The following is a 16,037-nucleotide window of genomic DNA, read 5'->3' as shown; positions in this document are numbered from 1 at the left end:
TGGCGCTGGGTGAGGAAGTGTCCCGAGTGACATTGGCCGGTTAGGTTGCACCCATGAGTGACGACGTGCGACTGGTCGCCTGGGTGCGAGGACGCGTCCAAGGTGTGGGTTTTCGCTGGTTCACCCGGGCCAAGGCCCTGGAGATCGGCGGCCTGAGTGGTTTTGCTCTCAATTTGGACGACGGCCGGGTGCAGGTGGTCGCGGAGGGCTCACGCGAGGGCTGTCAGGGGCTTCTGGACTGGCTCCAGGGCGACGACACGCCCGGGCAGGTGGCCGGCGTCACCGAGATCTGGGACACACCTCGCGGCGGCTACGACGGCTTCGCCATCCGCTGACATCACGCGGCCGGCCGGCCTCGCGGCGGGCCGGGACATGCCGCAGGCAGCTGCCCGGAGCGGAAACGAGCAGGTGATTGCCAAGAACCGCTTGCCGTGGCAGGCTCCAGACGCAAGGATGATCGCCACGCCCTGAGGGTCCCGCGTCAGTCGCCGCGCCGCCGTTTCCGGCCGCGTGCCACCGGGTTACCCGCCAATACGGGGCGTGATCGTGTTGACCGTCAAACTTTTTGGTGAGACGCTGAAAGCCCCGCGCACCTTAGCTGTTTGGCATGGATGAACGGCAGCACAACTCCACAGTGCCAAGCGGCCGCGGGTGCGAATCCCTCACGACCCACACCGCATCGGTCGGTCACTCAGTGTGGAGGACCATCCATCATGGCAAAGGCGCTTCTCGGTTACGTCGGCGGCTCCGACCCTCGACTCCTCGCCGAGATGCGACGGCTCCAGCAGCGCGTACAGGACCTGGAATCCGAGCTCGTACGGATCCAGGCGGAGAACGACGCGCTGACGGCTGCCGCTTCTCACCACGACAGGATCATGGAGAGCGTCGACGCACACCAGGCGGAGCCTGCGCTCACCTGATCACTGCATCGAACAACGACACGCAGTGGTTGGGCCGCCCGTATCAACCGCTAAGTTGTCAGAAGTTGCAAGGGACGCTTCGGCGTCCCTTCTTTCTTTCCCCCGCGCATCCTTTCAGCATCTTTAACGTTTGGTGTGCCCTGCGCGTTCAGGGGCGAAACCGCGGGTTCATGGAGTGAGACACGCCCGGAAGGTAGAGTCCGGCGGCGTGCACCTCAAGGCCCTGACCCTCCGCGGGTTCAAGTCGTTCGCCTCGGCGACCACACTCCGGTTCGAGCCGGGCATCACGTGTGTCGTCGGACCGAACGGCTCGGGCAAGTCCAATGTCGTGGACGCGCTCAGCTGGGTCATGGGCGAGCAGGGCGCCAAGTCGCTGCGCGGCGGCAAGATGGAGGACGTCATCTTCGCCGGCACCACCGGGCGGCCACCGCTCGGCCGTGCCGAGGTGTCGCTGACCATCGACAACTCCGACGGGGCGCTGCCCATCGAGTACGCCGAGGTCACCATCACGCGGATCATGTTCCGCAACGGCGGCAGCGAGTACCAGATCAACGGCGACACCTGCCGCCTGCTCGACATCCAGGAGCTGCTGTCCGACTCCGGTATCGGCCGCGAGATGCACGTCATCGTCGGCCAGGGCCAGCTCGACTCCGTCCTGCACGCCGACCCGATGGGCCGCCGCGCCTTCATCGAGGAGGCCGCCGGCGTCCTGAAGCACCGCAAGCGCAAGGAGAAGGCGCTTAGGAAGCTGGACGCGATGCAGGCCAACCTCGCGCGCGTGCAGGACCTCACCGACGAGCTGCGCAGACAGCTCAAGCCGCTGGGCCGCCAGGCCGCTGTGGCGCGCAGGGCCGCCGTCATCCAGGCCGACCTGCGCGACGCCCGGCTCCGTCTGCTGGCCGACGATCTCGTACGGCTGCGGGAGGCGCTCCAGGCCGAGGTCGCCGACGAGGCCGCGCTGAAGGAGCGCAAGGAGGCCGCCGAGCAGGAGCTGCGCAGGGCGCTGCAGCGGGAGGCGCTCCTGGAGGACGAGGTCCGCCGCCTCACCCCACGCCTGCAGCGGGCGCAGCAGACCTGGTACGAGCTGTCCCAGCTCGCGGAACGGGTGCGCGGCACGATCTCGCTGGCCGAGGCCCGGGTCAAGAGCGCGACGTCCGCCCCGCCCGAGGAGCGGCGTGGCCGTGACCCCGAGGACATGGAGCGCGAGGCCCACCGCATCCGCGAGCAGGAGGCCGAGCTGGAGGCTGCCCTGGAGGCGGCCCAGCGGGCCCTGGACGACACGGTCGCCCACCGCGCCGAACTGGAGCGCGAGCTGGCGATCGAGGAACGCCGTCTGAAGGACGCGGCCCGCGCCATCGCCGACCGCCGCGAGGGGCTGGCGCGGCTGAACGGCCAGGTCGGCGCCGCCCGTTCGCGCGCGGCCTCCGCCCAGGCCGAGATCGACCGCCTCGCCGCCGCCCGCGACGAGGCACAGGAGCGCGCCGTCGCCGCGCAGGAGGAGTACGAGGCGCTCAAGGCCGAGGTCGACGGCCTCGACGCCGGCGACGCGGAACTCGCCGAGCGGCACGAGGCGGCCAAGCAGCAGCTGGCCGAGGCGGAGTCCGCCCTCGCCGCGGCCCGCGAGGCGGCCACGGCAGCGGAACGCGAGCGCGCCGCGACCCAGGCCCGCCACGACGCCCTGGCCATGGGCCTGCGCCGCAAGGACGGCACCGGAATACTGCTGGGGGCGCGGGACCGGCTCACCGGAGTCCTGGGTCCGGCGGCGGAGCTGCTGTCGGTGACCCCCGGATACGAGGTCCCGCTGGCCGCGGCCTTCGGTGCGGCAGCGGACGCCATCGCGGTGACGACACCCGCCTCGGCGGCGGAGGCCATCCGGCTGCTGCGCAAGCAGGACGGCGGCCGGGCGGCCCTGCTCCTGTCAGGCGCGCCGACAGCAACGCCCTCCAGGGGCGCGGGGAACTGCGCGACCAACCACGACGAACCCGCAGACGCACGACCCACTGAACCGGCACCTCCCGCCGCGCACTTCGTCCACGGCCCCCCCGACCTCATGCCCGCCGTACACCGCCTCCTGCACGACATCGTCGTGGTCGACACCCTGGAGGCCGCCGAAGAGCTGGTCTACGCGCATCCGCACCTCACCGCCGTCACCGCCGAAGGCGACCTGCTGGGCGCGCACTTCGCGCACGGCGGTTCCGCGGGGGCGCCGAGTCTGCTCGAAGTGCAGGCGTCGGTGGACGAGGCCGCCGCCGAACTCGAAGAGCTGGCCGTGCGGTGCGAGGAGCTGGCCGAGGCGCAGCGGGCGGCCGGTGAGCGGCGCAAAGAGGCCGCCGCGCTCGTCGAGGAACTGGGGGAGCGGCGGCGGGCCGCCGACCGCGAGAAGTCATCCGTGGCGCAGCAGCTCGGCCGCCTCGCCGGTCAGGCCCGCGCCGCCGCCGGCGAGGCCGAACGCAGTGTCGCCGCAGCCGCACGCGCGCAGGAGGCACTCGACAAGGCCCTGATGGACGTCGAGGAACTCGCCGAGCGGCTCGCCGTCGCCGAGGAGATGCCGTTCGAGGAGGAGCCCGACACCTCCGCACGCGACCGGCTCGCCGCCGACGGCGCCAACGCCCGCCAGACCGAGATGGAGGCCCGCCTCCAGGTCCGTACGCACGAGGAACGCGTCAAGGGACTCGCCGGCCGCGCCGACTCCCTCGACCGCGCCGCCCGCGCCGAACGCGAGGCACGCGCGCGTGCCGAGCAGCGGCGGGCGCGCCTCAGGCACGAGGCGGCCGTCGCCGAAGCCGTCGCCTCCGGTGCCCGCCAGCTGCTCGCGCACGTCGAGGTCTCCCTCGCCCGCGCCGAGCAGGAGCGCACCGCCGCCGAGGCCGCCAAGGCGCGCCGCGAGCAGGAACTCGCCGCCGCCCGCACCGAGGGCCGTGACCTCAAGGCCGAACTCGACAAGCTCACCGACTCCGTGCACCGCGGCGAGGTGCTCGGCGCCGAGAAGCGGCTGCGGATCGAGCAGCTGGAGACCAAGGCGCTGGAGGAGCTGGGCGTCGAGCCGGCGGGGCTGATCGCGGAGTACGGCCCCCATCAGCTCGTACCGCCCTCCCCGCCCGCCGAGGGCGAGGAGCTGCCGGAAGACCCCGAGCACCCGCGCAACCAGCCGAAGCCGTATCGGCGGGCCGAGCAGGAGAAGCGGCTGAAGTCGGCCGAGCGGGCCTACCAGCAGCTGGGCAAGGTGAACCCGCTGGCCCTGGAGGAGTTCGCGGCGCTGGAGGAACGGCACAAGTTCCTCAGCGAGCAGCTGGAGGACCTGAAGAAGACCCGTGCCGATCTGCTCCAGGTCGTCAAGGAGGTCGACCAGCGGGTCGAGCAGGTGTTCACCGAGGCCTACTGGGACACGGCCCGGGAGTTCGAGGGCGTCTTCAGCCGGCTCTTTCCGGGCGGCGAGGGGCGGCTGGTGCTGACCGACCCCGACAACATGCTCACCACGGGTGTCGACGTCGAGGCCCGGCCCCCGGGTAAGAAGGTCAAGCGGCTCAGCCTGCTCTCCGGCGGCGAGCGGTCGCTGACCGCCGTCGCCCTGCTCGTGTCGATCTTCAAGGCCCGGCCCAGCCCGTTCTACGTGATGGACGAGGTCGAGGCCGCGCTCGACGACACCAACCTGCAGCGGCTGATCCGGATCATGCAGGAGCTGCAGGAGGCCTCGCAGCTCATCGTCATCACGCACCAGAAGCGGACCATGGAGGTCGCCGACGCGCTGTACGGCGTCTCCATGCAGGGCGACGGTGTGTCGAAGGTCATCAGCCAGCGACTGCGCTGAGGGCGCGCTCGCGATCACACCTGCTCCGACCTGCGCTGGGACCTCTTCAACTGGTCTGATCATTCAAGTAATGAACACAACAGCGGCAGCGTCCAGGATCAAATTCTTAACATCACCTTATTGACTTCGAAACTTGAAGGCATAGTCTCTGCAACGTTGCTTTTACCTTCAGGTTCGCCACCTGCGAGGGCTCACCCCACTCCGGCAGCGTTGCCGGTGGCCCGAGGAGTACACGTGACCAGCACAGCGCAGGCACCCACGTCAGGAGCCAGGTCGGCTCAGCCCGAACATCTCGGGCACGTCATCTTCATCGCGGCGGCGGCCGCGATGGGCGGCTTCCTCTTCGGCTACGACAGTTCCGTGATCAACGGCGCCGTCGAGGCCATCCGGGACCGTTACGACATCGGCTCCGCGGCGCTCGCGCAGGTCATCGCCGTCGCGCTGATCGGCTGCGCCATCGGCGCCGCGACGGCGGGCCGGACAGCCGACCGCATCGGCCGGATCCGGTGCATGCAGATCGCCGCGGTGCTGTTCACCGTGAGCGCCGTGGGCTCCGCGCTGCCCTTCTCGCTGTACGACCTCGCCTTCTGGCGCGTCGTCGGCGGCTTCGCCATCGGCATGGCCTCCGTGATCGGCCCGGCCTACATCGCCGAGGTCGCCCCGCCTGCGTACCGCGGCCGGCTCGGCTCCTTCCAGCAGGCCGCGATCGTGGTCGGCATCGCCGTCTCGCAGCTGGTCAACTGGGGCATCCTGAACGCCGCGGGCGGCGACCAGCGCGGTGAGCTGATGGGCCTGGAGGCCTGGCAGCTGATGCTCGGCGTCATGGTCGTCCCGGCCGTCCTGTACGGCCTGCTCTCCTTCGCCATCCCCGAGTCCCCGCGCTACCTGCTCTCCGTCGGCAAGCGCGACCGCGCCCGCGAGATCCTCTCCGAGGTCGAGGGCCGCGACATCGACCTCGACGCCCGCGTCGCCGAGATCGAGAACGCCATGAAGAGCGAGCACAGGTCCACCTTCAAGGACCTGCTCGGCGGCAGCTTCTTCTTCAAGCCGATCGTCTGGATCGGTGTCGGCCTGTCGGTCTTCCAGCAGTTCGTCGGCATCAACGTCGCGTTCTACTACTCCTCGACGCTGTGGCAGTCGGTCGGCGTGGACCCGACGGACTCGTTCTTCTACTCGTTCACCACGTCGATCATCAACATCGTCGGCACCGTCATCGCGATGATCTTCGTCGACCGCATCGGCCGCCGGCCGCTCGCGATCATCGGTTCGGTCGGCATGGTGATCGGCCTCGCGCTGGAGGCCTGGGCGTTCTCCTTCGACCTCGTCGACGGCAGGCTCCCGGCCACCCAGGGCTGGGTCGCCCTGGTCGCCGCCCACGTGTTCGTCCTCTTCTTCGCCCTCTCGTGGGGTGTGGTCGTCTGGGTCATGCTCGGCGAGATGTTCCCGAACCGGATCCGCGCCGCCGCCCTGGGCGTGGCCGCCGCCGCGCAGTGGATCGCCAACTGGGCCATCACCGCGAGCTTCCCGTCGCTGGCCGACTGGAACCTCTCCATGACCTACGTGATCTACACCGTCTTCGCCGCGCTCTCCGTCCCGTTCGTCCTGAAGTTCGTGAAGGAGACGAAGGGCAAGACGCTGGAGGAGATGGGCTGAGCCTCGTACTGAGGCCCCTCGATCCCGAGGAGACGGGCCAAGTCCCCGCTGCCCCTCTCCTCGTCTCGTGAGAGCACGTGCCGCCCCGGCTCAGCCACTGAGCCGGGGCAGCACGTTCTCGCAGAACAGGTGCAGACTGCGCCAGCCCTCCTCCAGCGGCATCCCGCCCACCAGCGGATGCAGGACGAGGCTGTCGAGCCCCTGCGCCACACACTCGTCCGGCGTGAGCACCCGGTAGACGCCCTCGGCGCGCAACTCGTCCACCGTCGTGGCCCCCGACCGCACGGCCGAGCGGATGTCCGCCGACTGCCAGGACGCGTACGTGCGCGCCTCGTGCAGGAAGTGCCCGCCGTACTGCGCCCACGTCCGGTCCGGGTCCTCGGCGAGGTGCAGCAGCGGGGTCTCGGCGGCGGGCATCATGGTCCAGCCCTCGGTGCCGTACTCGACCAGGCGTTCCTTGTAGTAGGCCTCCAGCTCGGGCAGGTGCGCGCTGGGGAAGAAGGGCAGCCCCAGACGGGCGGCCCGGCGGGCGGCGGCCCTGGAGGAGCCGCCGACCAGGAGGAGGGGGTGCGGGTCGGTGTACGGGCGCGGGGTGACCCGTACCGTACGGCCCCGGTACTCGAACTCCTCGCCGGTCCACGCCTTGAGGAGCGTCTCGAGGAGCTCGTCCTGCAAGCGCCCTCGCCGCTTCCACTCCACGTCGAACAGGGCGTACTCCTCGGGCCGGTAACCGATTCCGGCGACCGTCACCAGCCGTCCGCCGCTCAGCAGATCCAGTACGGCGATGTCCTCGGCCAGCCGCAGCGGGTCGTGCAGCGGCCCGATGACCGCCGACACGGTGACCGCGAGGCGGCGGGTGGCCCCGAGCACCGCTCCCGCGAACGCGAACGGCGACGGCAGCCAGTTGTTCGGCGCGCCGTGGTGCTCCTCCGTCTGCACGGTGGCGATCCCCCGGTCGTCGGCGTACGCGGCCATCTCCAGGGCCGTCCGGTAGCGGGCGTGCAGGGAGGCGGGGGTGGCGCCGGGTTCGACGAGATTGAAACGGACGACCGAGACGGGCATGGGGGTCCCCTTCGCCGGGCGGGTGGGCTTCCGGTGCTGGGGGACGGTAGCTGACGGTGTGTCAGGTGGCCAGAGGTGCCGCCACAGGGTCACGGGTCACTTGTGCGAACGTACAAACTGGGTCCGCCCGAGGTCCATGGCTGATACTGGACGAGTTATGGAAATCGTCATCCTTGCTGTAGTCATCGCCGTGGTCGTGCTCGGCGCGATCGGCGGGCTCGTCGTCGGCAGCCGGCGCAGGAAGCCGCTGCCTCCGCCGCCGCCCACCACGCCCGACATCACCGCCCCTCCGGCCGAGCCGCATGTCGGCGACGAGGCCGAGACGCCGCGGGAGGAAACGCGCCGCACGATCGAGGAGGTGGACCTCCCGGACGGCTCGGCCCCGGTCGCCGTCGAGGAGCCGCCCGTCGTCGAGCTTCCGCCGACCGAGATCGAGGTCCCGGAGCCCACCGCGGGGCGGCTCGTCCGCCTCCGCGCCCGTCTGTCCCGCTCACAGAACGCCCTCGGCAAGGGGCTGCTCACGCTGCTCTCGCGCGAGCACCTCGACGAGGAGACCTGGGAGGAGATCGAGGACACCCTACTCACCGCCGACGTCGGTGTGCAGCCCACCCAGGAGCTGGTCGAACGGTTGCGCGAGCGGGTGAAGGTGCTCGGCACCCGCACCCCCCAGGAGCTGCGCGGCCTGCTGCGCGAGGAGCTGCTCACGCTCGTCGGCACCGACTTCGACCGCACCGTGAAGACCGAGCCCGAGACCAGCAAGCCCGGCATCGTGATGGTCGTCGGCGTCAACGGCACCGGAAAGACCACCACCACCGGCAAGCTCGCCCGTGTCCTGGTGGCCGACGGCCGCAGCGTCGTCCTCGGTGCCGCCGACACCTTCCGGGCCGCCGCCGCCGACCAGCTCCAGACCTGGGGCGAGCGGGTCGGCGCGTACACCGTGCGCGGGCCGGAGGCCGGCGACCCCGCCTCCGTCGCCTTCGACGCCGTCAAGGAGGGCAAGGAGATGGGCGCCGACGTGGTGCTCATCGACACCGCCGGGCGGCTGCACACCAAGACCGGGCTCATGGACGAGCTCGGCAAGGTCAAGCGCGTCGTCGAGAAGCACGCCCCGCTGGACGAGGTGCTGCTCGTCCTCGACGCCACCACCGGTCAGAACGGCCTCGTCCAGGCCCGCGTCTTCGCGGAGGTCGTCGACATCACCGGCATCGTCCTCACCAAGCTGGACGGCACGGCCAAGGGCGGCATCGTCGTCGCCGTGCAGCGCGCGCTCGGCGTCCCGGTCAAGCTGGTCGGGCTCGGCGAGGGCGCGGACGATCTGGCGCCGTTCGAGCCGGAGGCGTTCGTGGATGCGCTTATCGGAGAGTGAACACCCACGGCCATCCGTACACCAGGAAGCGCCCGCCCCGAGATGTCATCGGAGGCGGGCGCTTCGCTGTGTGCGGACGTGAAGGGAGGCGCGCCATGTACGGATGCGCAGGGATGCGCACCCGGTGTCGCGTGCGGCTACGCCCGCGACCGGTGCGCCACGTAGGCCAGCGTCCCCAGCAGCAGCCGCGCCGCCGGCGGTTTCCGTGCCGAGTCCAGGTCCGGTGGGCGCAGCCAGCGCACCGGGCCGAGGCCGGCGCGGTCGGAGGGCGGGGCCGTGATGTGCGTACCGGGGCCGAGCCCGCGCAGGTCGAGGTGCGGGTCGTCCCAGCCCATCCGGTACAGCAGCGCGGGCAGCTCGTACGCGGAGCCGGGGGCGACGAGGAAGTGGGCGCGGCCGTCGGGGGTGGCGGTGACGGGGCCGAGGGGCAGGCCCATGCGCTCCAGCCGGACCAGGGCCCGCCGTCCGGCGGGCTCGGCCACCTCGATCACGTCGAACGCCCGCCCGACCGGCAGCATCAGCGCCGCGCCCGGGAACTCCGCCCAATACGTGGTCACCTCGTCCAGCGTCGCCCCGGCCGGTACCTCCGGCGCGAAGTCCAGCGGATGCGCGCCCGGCGCCGGGCACTCGGGGTGCCCGCAGGAACAGACACCCGCGGCGGCCCGGGCGCCCGGGACGACGGCCCAGCCCCACAGTCCGGTGTACTCGGCCACGGCGGTGCACTCCGACGAGCGGCCGCGGCGGCGCGAGCCGGACCGGATGTCGCGGATGCCCCGACTACTGCCGATCGTGAAGCCCATGCCCCCTCCAACGGGTCCGGCGCACCGGTGGTTACGAGACGGAATCAGAACGTTACTCTCCGTATTCCGACTTCCCGGCTGGCGCGCGGTCCAGACGGCTTCCGGAAGCAAACCCGGGTGGTGCGCCCAGGTGTTCGCGCCCCGGCGTGCACCCGTCCGCCCACTTCCGTCCGTCCTATGTCAAGTGAATCGTGCGGAGGCGACCGGTAGTTCATTCGAAGGGGTGGCGAATGGTGGCGTTTCCGGGATCGCCGTGGCCGGGCGGGTGATCGTAGGATTACCGTGTGTGCACGGCAGTCGGGGCACATGCACTGCCGGGTATGCCGGAGGCAAGCCGGTTCCTCGTTCGAAGGCTGAGAACCGCCGGACGGGGGCTGCATTGACAGGCATTCTGATAAGGCTTGGCGCACTTGGTGACAGGCGATCTGAGGGATGGGGGCGTTCCAGTGGGCGGCAACGGCGGAGGCGGGATGAACGCTGAGAAGCGCCCGAATGAGCTGTTGGGCTCGTGGTTCGTGCGCAGCGGCTGGTCGAAGGGCGAGCTGGCGCGTCAAGTGAACCGCAGAGCACGCCAGTTGGGTGCCAACCACATCTCCACCGACACCTCCCGGGTACGCCGCTGGCTGGACGGCGAGAACCCGCGCGAGCCGATCCCAAGGATCCTGTCGGAGCTGTTCTCCGAGCGGTTCGGCTGCGTCGTCTCCATCGAGGACCTCGGCCTGCGCACCGCCCGCCAGTCGCCCTCCACCACCGGCGTCGACCTGCCCTGGACGGCCCCGCAGACGGTCGCCCTGCTCGGCGAGTTCTCGCGCAGCGACCTGATGCTGGCCCGCCGCGGCTTCCTCGGCACCTCGCTGGCCCTGTCCGCCGGCCCGGCCCTGATCGAGCCCATGCAGCGCTGGCTGGTCCCCGCGCCGCCCGCCCCCCGGCCCGAGCCCGCGTCGGTGCCGTCCACCCGCGCGCGGGGACGGCTCTCCAAGCCGGAGCTGGACCTGCTGGAGTCCACCACGGTGATGTTCCGCCAGTGGGACGCCCAGTGCGGCGGCGGCCTGCGCCGCAAGGCGGTCGTCGGCCAGCTGCACGAGGTGACCGACCTGCTCCAGGAGCCCCAGCCCGAGGCCACCACCCGCAAGCTGTTCAAGGTCGCCGCCGAGCTGGCCGAGCTGGCCGGCTGGATGTCGTACGACGTGGGGCTCCAGCCCACCGCGCAGAAGTACTTCGTGCTCGCCCTGCACGCCGCCAAGGAGGCCGGCGACAAGCCGCTCGGCTCGTACATCCTGTCCAGCATGAGCCGCCAGATGATCCACCTCGGGCGGCCCGAGGACGCCCTGGAGCTGATCCACCTCGCGCAGTACGGCAGCCGGGACTGCGCGAGCCCGCGCACCCAGTCGATGCTGTATGCGATGGAGGCCCGGGCGTACGCCAACATGGGCCAGCCCGGCAAGTGCAAACGGGCCGTGCGGCTGGCCGAGGACACCTTCACCGACGCCGACGACTGGGACGAGCCGGACCCCGACTGGATCCGCTTCTTCTCCGAGGCCGAGCTGTACGCCGAGAACAGCCACTCCTTCCGCGACCTCGCCTACGTCGCCGGCCGCAGCCCCTCCTACGCCTCCATGGCCGAGCCGCTGATGCGCCGGGCCGTGGAGCTGTTCGCGCAGGACACCGAGCACCAGCGGTCGTACGCGCTCAACCTCATCGGCATGGCCACCGTGCATCTGCTCCAGCGCGAGCCCGAGCAGAGCGCCGTGTTCGCCGACCGGGCCATGACGGTCGCCAAGAAGGTCCGTTCCGAGCGCGTCAACACTCGTATTCGAAAGACCGTCGACACCGCCGCCCGTGACTTCGGCGACGTCGCCGACGTCGTGGACCTTACCGACAAGCTCGCCGCCGAGCTGCCGGAGACCGCCGAGGCGGTCTGAGCACAGCGCCGAACCCCTGACCCCGGCCGCGGCCGGCCCTCCCGAACTGCCCGACTCGGCTCCCCCATGCCAGGTCATCGGAAGGCCGTCCGCGGCCGGTCTGTCTCCCCTGCGGAAGCATCCACGGAAGGTTGCGCCACGATAACGATCGGACTGCGGAACATCAGGCAGTTCATCGAGGTGTAACACGACACGCCTCTTCGTCACGGCCGGGAAACATCGAGGGGCCACGACGGAAACCCCGCTGCGCCAATCTCGTGGCTCATCGGCGGGCTCATCCCCCCTCAAAACCGCTCAGGCTTCGCCCGCACGGGGCCGTACCAACGATGAGGAGACACCGGCATTGAACGGCACAGATACCGGATTCGTACTGATCAGCGCGGCGCTCGTCATGCTGATGACGCCTGGCCTGGCCCTCTTCTACGGCGGCATGGTGCGGGCGAAGAGCGTGCTGAACATGCTCATGATGTCCTTCATCTCGCTGGGCATCGTGACCGTGCTCTGGGTGGCCTTCGGCTACACCCTGGCCTTCGGCGGTGACGCCGGCGGGTTCATCGGGAACCTCGACTTCCTGGGCATGAAGGGCATCACCGTCGAGTCGACGATGGAGAGCTTCACCGGGAACCAGATCTCCGTCCTCGCCTTCGCGCTGTTCCAGATGCTGTTCGCCGTGATCACCGCGGCACTGATCAGCGGTGCGCTCGCGGACCGCGTGAAGTTCGGCTCCTGGATGGTGTTCATCGCGCTCTGGGTGACCGCCGTATACTTCCCGGTCGCCCACTGGGTGTGGGGCGGTGGCTGGCTGGCCAACCTCGACCCGGCCGTGATCGACTTCGCGGGTGGCACCGCGGTCCACATCAACGCCGGTATCGCGGCGCTCGCCGTGGTACTCGTGGTCGGCAAGCGGGTCGGCTTCAAGAAGGACCCGATGCGGCCGCACAACATGCCGCTGGTCTTGCTCGGCACCGCCCTGCTGTGGTTCGGCTGGTTCGGCTTCAACGCCGGCTCCGAGCTCGGCGTCGACGCCACCACCGCCAACATGGCCATGAACACCCAGGTCGCCACCGGAGCGGCCGTCCTCGGCTGGCTCATCTACGAGCGCATCCGCCACGGTGCGTTCACCACCCTCGGCGCCTGCTCCGGCGCGGTCGCGGGTCTCGTCGCGATCACTCCGTCCGGCGGCAACGTCAACGTCTGGGGCGCCATGCTCATCGGTGTCGTCGCCGGTGTGGTCTGCTCCTGGGCGGTCAGCCTGAAGTACAAACTGGGCTACGACGACTCCCTCGACGTCGTCGGTGTCCACCTGGTCGGCGGTGTCATCGGCACGCTGATGGTCGGCTTCCTCGCCACCGGCGGGACCGGCGGCCTGGACCAGTTCGTGTCCCAGGCCATCGGTGCCTTCTCGGTCATGGGTTACACCTTCGTCGTGACCTACATCCTCGCCTTCGCGATCCAGAAGACCATCGGCTTCCGGGCATCCGAGGACGACGAGGTCAGCGGTATCGACCAAGCGTTCCACGCCGAGACTGCATACGACTTCAGCTCCACGGCGGCTTCGCACATCTCCACGTCCGCACCCGCCCAGACCAGCACCGCCGCAGCATCCAAGAAGGTTGAGGCATGAAACTCATCACCGCCGTCGTCAAGCCCCACCGGCTCGACGAGATCAAGGAAGCCCTCCAGGCGTTCGGAGTGCACGGACTGACGGTCACCGAGGCGAGCGGCTACGGTCGTCAGCGGGGCCACACCGAGGTCTACCGCGGTGCCGAGTACACCGTCGACCTGGTCCCCAAGATCCGTATCGAGGTGCTGGCCGAGGACGACGACGCCGAGCAGTTGATCGACGTCATCGTGAAGGCGGCCCGCACCGGCAAGATCGGTGACGGCAAGGTCTGGTCCCTTCCGGTCGAGACCGCCGTCCGGGTCCGCACCGGCGAGCGCGGCCCGGACGCGCTCTGACCGACAGAAGAACAGGAGTCGCTGGGTGACGAGTACGGACGTAACGGCGGAAGCAGAGGACTCGGGACCCAGCGGCTACGCGGCGGCCCGGCTGCGCCTCCTCACGGAGGGGGCGCGGTCCGGGCCGCCGCGCCGTGCAGCACTGGCCGAGCTGACCGACGACTGGCTGGCGGGGCTGTTCACCGCGGGGGCCGCCGGGCTGCGCGGGGTATCCCTCGTCGCCGTCGGCGGCTACGGCCGCGGTGAGCTGTCCCCGCGGAGTGATCTGGACCTCCTGCTGCTGCACGACGGGGGCGACTCCGCCGCGATCGCCGCCCTCGCCGACCGCATCTGGTACCCCGTCTGGGACCTGGGGCTCGCCCTCGACCACTCCGTGCGCACCCCGGCCGAGGCCCGCAAGACGGCCGGGGAGGATCTGAAGGTCCAGCTCGGGCTGCTGGACGCCCGCCACATCGCGGGCGACCTCGGCCTGACGGCGGGACTGCGTACGGCGGTCCTCGCCGACTGGCGCAACCAGGCGCCGAAACGTCTCCCCGAACTCCAGGAGCTGTGCGCGGAACGCGCCGAACGTCAGGGCGAGCTGCAGTACCTCCTGGAGCCGGACCTCAAGGAGGCCCGCGGCGGCCTCCGCGACGCCACGGCCCTGCGCGCCGTCGCCGCCTCCTGGCTGGCCGACGCCCCGCGCGAGGGCCTCGACGACGCCCGCCGCAGGCTGCTCGACGTCCGCGACGCCCTGCACCTCGCCACCGGGCGCGCCACCGACCGGCTCGCCCTGCAGGAACAGGACCAGGTCGCCGCCGAGCTGGGCCTGCTCGACGCCGACACGCTGCTGCGGCAGGTGTACGAGGCGGCGCGGGTCATTTCGTACGCCAGCGATGTCACCTGGCGGGAAGTGGGCCGCGTGCTGCGGTCGCGCTCCGTGCGGCCGCGGCTGCGTTCCATGCTGGGCGGCGGGAAGCCGACCGCAGAAAGGTCACCTCTGGCCGAAGGCGTGGTCGAGCAGGACGGCGAGGTGGTGCTCGCCCGTGCCGCGCGCCCCGATCGCGACCCCGTGCTCCCGTTGCGCGCCGCGGCCGCCGCCGCGCAGGCCGGACTGCCGCTCTCCCTGCACGCCGTACGGCGCATGGCTGCCGGTGTGCGCCCCTTGCCGACGCCGTGGCCCGCCGAGGCGCGCGAACAGCTGGTGACGCTGCTGGGCTCCGGCCGCCCGACCGTCGAGGTCTGGGAGGCCCTGGAGGCCGAGGGCCTGATCACCCGGCTCATCCCCGACTGGGAGCGGGTGCGCTGCCGCCCGCAGCGCAACGCCGTGCACATCTGGACCGTCGACCGGCACCTCATCGAGACGGCCGTCCGCGCCTCCGAGTTCACCCGCCGGGTCAGCCGCCCCGACCTGCTCCTGGTCGCCGCGCTGCTGCACGACATCGGCAAGGGCTGGCCCGGCGACCACTCGGTGGCGGGCGAGATCATCGCGCGCGACGTGGCGAGCCGGATCGGCTTCGACCGCGACGACGTGGCGGTGCTCGCCACCCTCGTACGCCACCATCTGCTGTTGGTGGAGACGGCCACCCGGCGTGACCTGGAGGACCCCGCCACCGTGCGCTCGGTCGCCGAGGCGGTCGGTTCGCAGGGCACGCTGGAGCTGCTGCACGCCCTCACCGAGGCCGACGCGCTGGCCACCGGGCCGGCCGCCTGGTCGTCCTGGCGGGGTTCGCTCGTCGCCGACCTGGTGAAACGGGTCTCGGCGGTGCTGTCCGGGGACGAGCTGGAGGACCCCGAGTCCGCCGCGCCCACCGCCGAGCAGGAGCGGCTCGCCATCGAGGCGATCGCGACGGGCAGCCCGGTGCTGGCGCTGCGGGCGCAGACCGAGGTGCCCACCGAGGAGCCGTCCGGTGAGCCCGAGCCGCTCGGCGTCGAACTGCTGATCGCCGTACCGGACCAGCCCGGTGTGCTGCCCGCCGTGTCCGGTGTCCTCGCCATGCACCGCCTGACCGTCCGCACGGCCGAGCTGCGGGCCCTTCAGCTGCCGGACGGCGTCGACGGCTCGGTACTGCTGCTCGACTGGCGGGTCGCCGCCGAGTACGGCTCCCTGCCCCAGGCCGCCCGGCTCCGCGCCGATCTCGTCCGTGCCCTGGACGGCACCCTGGACATCGCGAGCCGCCTCGCCGAGCGGGACGCCGCGTACCCGCGCCGCCGGGGTGTGGTGGCGCCGCCGCCGAGGGTGTCGGTCCACCCGGCCGCCTCCCGGCTGGCCACGGTGATCGAGGTGCGCGCACAGGACGCACCGGGGCTGCTGTTCCGGATCGGGCGCGCGCTGGAGGACGCCGGGGTGCGGGTGCGTAGCGCGCATGTGTCAACGCTGGGCGCGAACGCCGTCGACGCGTTCTATGTCACAGGGCCGGAGGGCGCGCCCCTGCCGGGCGCGGAGACGGCGGCGGTGGCGCGGAAGCTGGAGGAGACATTGCGCGGCTGACCCGTGACCCGCTCCAGTGGAGCCGGGATACCCTGGAGGGCGATTCATCCGTCAGCCACCGACCCTGAGGACCGCGA

At 71.0% G+C, this 16,037-nt stretch carries 11 protein-coding genes; 9 read left to right on the top strand and 2 right to left on the bottom strand.

All coding sequences use genetic code 11. From position 1 onward, the window contains the following. Positions 1-53 precede the first annotated feature (53 nt). The 4 genes from HJD23_RS10955 (at position 54) to HJD23_RS10940 (ending at position 6,381) form a co-directional block, all read left to right on the top strand. A complete protein-coding gene (locus tag HJD23_RS10955) occupies positions 54-335 on the top strand; it encodes an acylphosphatase (protein WP_171114420.1) in 282 nt (93 codons plus the stop codon). 378 nt (positions 336-713) lie between these two features. Next, positions 714-920: a hypothetical protein gene (locus tag HJD23_RS10950; protein WP_053762838.1), complete on the top strand. Its 207-nt coding sequence runs from the start codon at positions 714-716 to the stop codon at positions 918-920. Positions 921-1,128: 208 nt separating this feature from the next. Then, positions 1,129-4,728 (top strand): chromosome segregation protein SMC, encoded by a 3,600-nt coding sequence (gene smc, locus HJD23_RS10945; protein WP_171114421.1) that lies wholly within the window; start codon positions 1,129-1,131, stop codon positions 4,726-4,728. A gap of 234 nt (positions 4,729-4,962) precedes the next feature. Next, positions 4,963-6,381, top strand: a complete 1,419-nt coding sequence (locus tag HJD23_RS10940) for a sugar porter family MFS transporter (protein ID WP_171114422.1) — start codon at positions 4,963-4,965, stop codon at positions 6,379-6,381. Positions 6,382-6,471: 90 nt separating this feature from the next. Here HJD23_RS10940 and HJD23_RS10935 read toward each other — a convergent pair whose 3' ends face one another. Next, positions 6,472-7,443 carry an LLM class flavin-dependent oxidoreductase gene (locus HJD23_RS10935; RefSeq protein ID WP_171114423.1) on the bottom strand — a complete coding sequence of 324 codons (972 nt, stop codon included), beginning with the start codon at positions 7,441-7,443 and terminating at the stop codon, positions 6,472-6,474. 157 nt (positions 7,444-7,600) lie between these two features. Here HJD23_RS10935 and ftsY point away from each other — a divergent pair, with 157 nt between their 5' ends. After that, positions 7,601-8,809 carry a signal recognition particle-docking protein FtsY gene (ftsY, locus tag HJD23_RS10930; RefSeq protein ID WP_171114424.1) on the top strand — a complete coding sequence of 403 codons (1,209 nt, stop codon included), beginning with the start codon at positions 7,601-7,603 and terminating at the stop codon, positions 8,807-8,809. Positions 8,810-8,946: 137 nt separating this feature from the next. On the opposite strand, the gene HJD23_RS10925 is transcribed toward ftsY, so the two are convergent. Then, positions 8,947-9,609 carry a bifunctional DNA primase/polymerase gene (locus HJD23_RS10925; protein WP_171134013.1) on the bottom strand — a complete coding sequence of 221 codons (663 nt, stop codon included), beginning with the start codon at positions 9,607-9,609 and terminating at the stop codon, positions 8,947-8,949. 446 nt (positions 9,610-10,055) lie between these two features. Here HJD23_RS10925 and HJD23_RS10920 point away from each other — a divergent pair, with 446 nt between their 5' ends. The 4 genes from HJD23_RS10920 (at position 10,056) to HJD23_RS10905 (ending at position 15,960) form a co-directional block, all read left to right on the top strand. After that, positions 10,056-11,531: a hypothetical protein gene (locus HJD23_RS10920; protein ID WP_171114426.1), complete on the top strand. Its 1,476-nt coding sequence runs from the start codon at positions 10,056-10,058 to the stop codon at positions 11,529-11,531. Between the two features lie 343 nt (positions 11,532-11,874). Continuing rightward, positions 11,875-13,155, top strand: a complete 1,281-nt coding sequence (locus HJD23_RS10915) for an ammonium transporter (RefSeq protein WP_171114427.1) — start codon at positions 11,875-11,877, stop codon at positions 13,153-13,155. Next, positions 13,152-13,490 carry a P-II family nitrogen regulator gene (locus HJD23_RS10910; protein WP_003997576.1) on the top strand — a complete coding sequence of 113 codons (339 nt, stop codon included), beginning with the start codon at positions 13,152-13,154 and terminating at the stop codon, positions 13,488-13,490. Before HJD23_RS10915 ends, HJD23_RS10910 begins: the two co-directional genes overlap by 4 nt. 25 nt (positions 13,491-13,515) lie before the next feature. Continuing rightward, on the top strand, positions 13,516-15,960 hold the full coding sequence (locus HJD23_RS10905) for a [protein-PII] uridylyltransferase (RefSeq protein ID WP_171114428.1): 2,445 nt from the start codon (positions 13,516-13,518) through the stop codon (positions 15,958-15,960). The last annotated feature ends 77 nt before the right edge of the window (positions 15,961-16,037 follow it).

The organism is Streptomyces sp. Z423-1, assembly GCF_013009255.1.
GTDB lineage: Bacteria > Actinomycetota > Actinomycetes > Streptomycetales > Streptomycetaceae > Streptomyces > Streptomyces gossypiisoli.
Note: the sequence above shows the minus strand (reverse complement) of the source record. Positions and strands in the feature narration are given on the sequence as shown.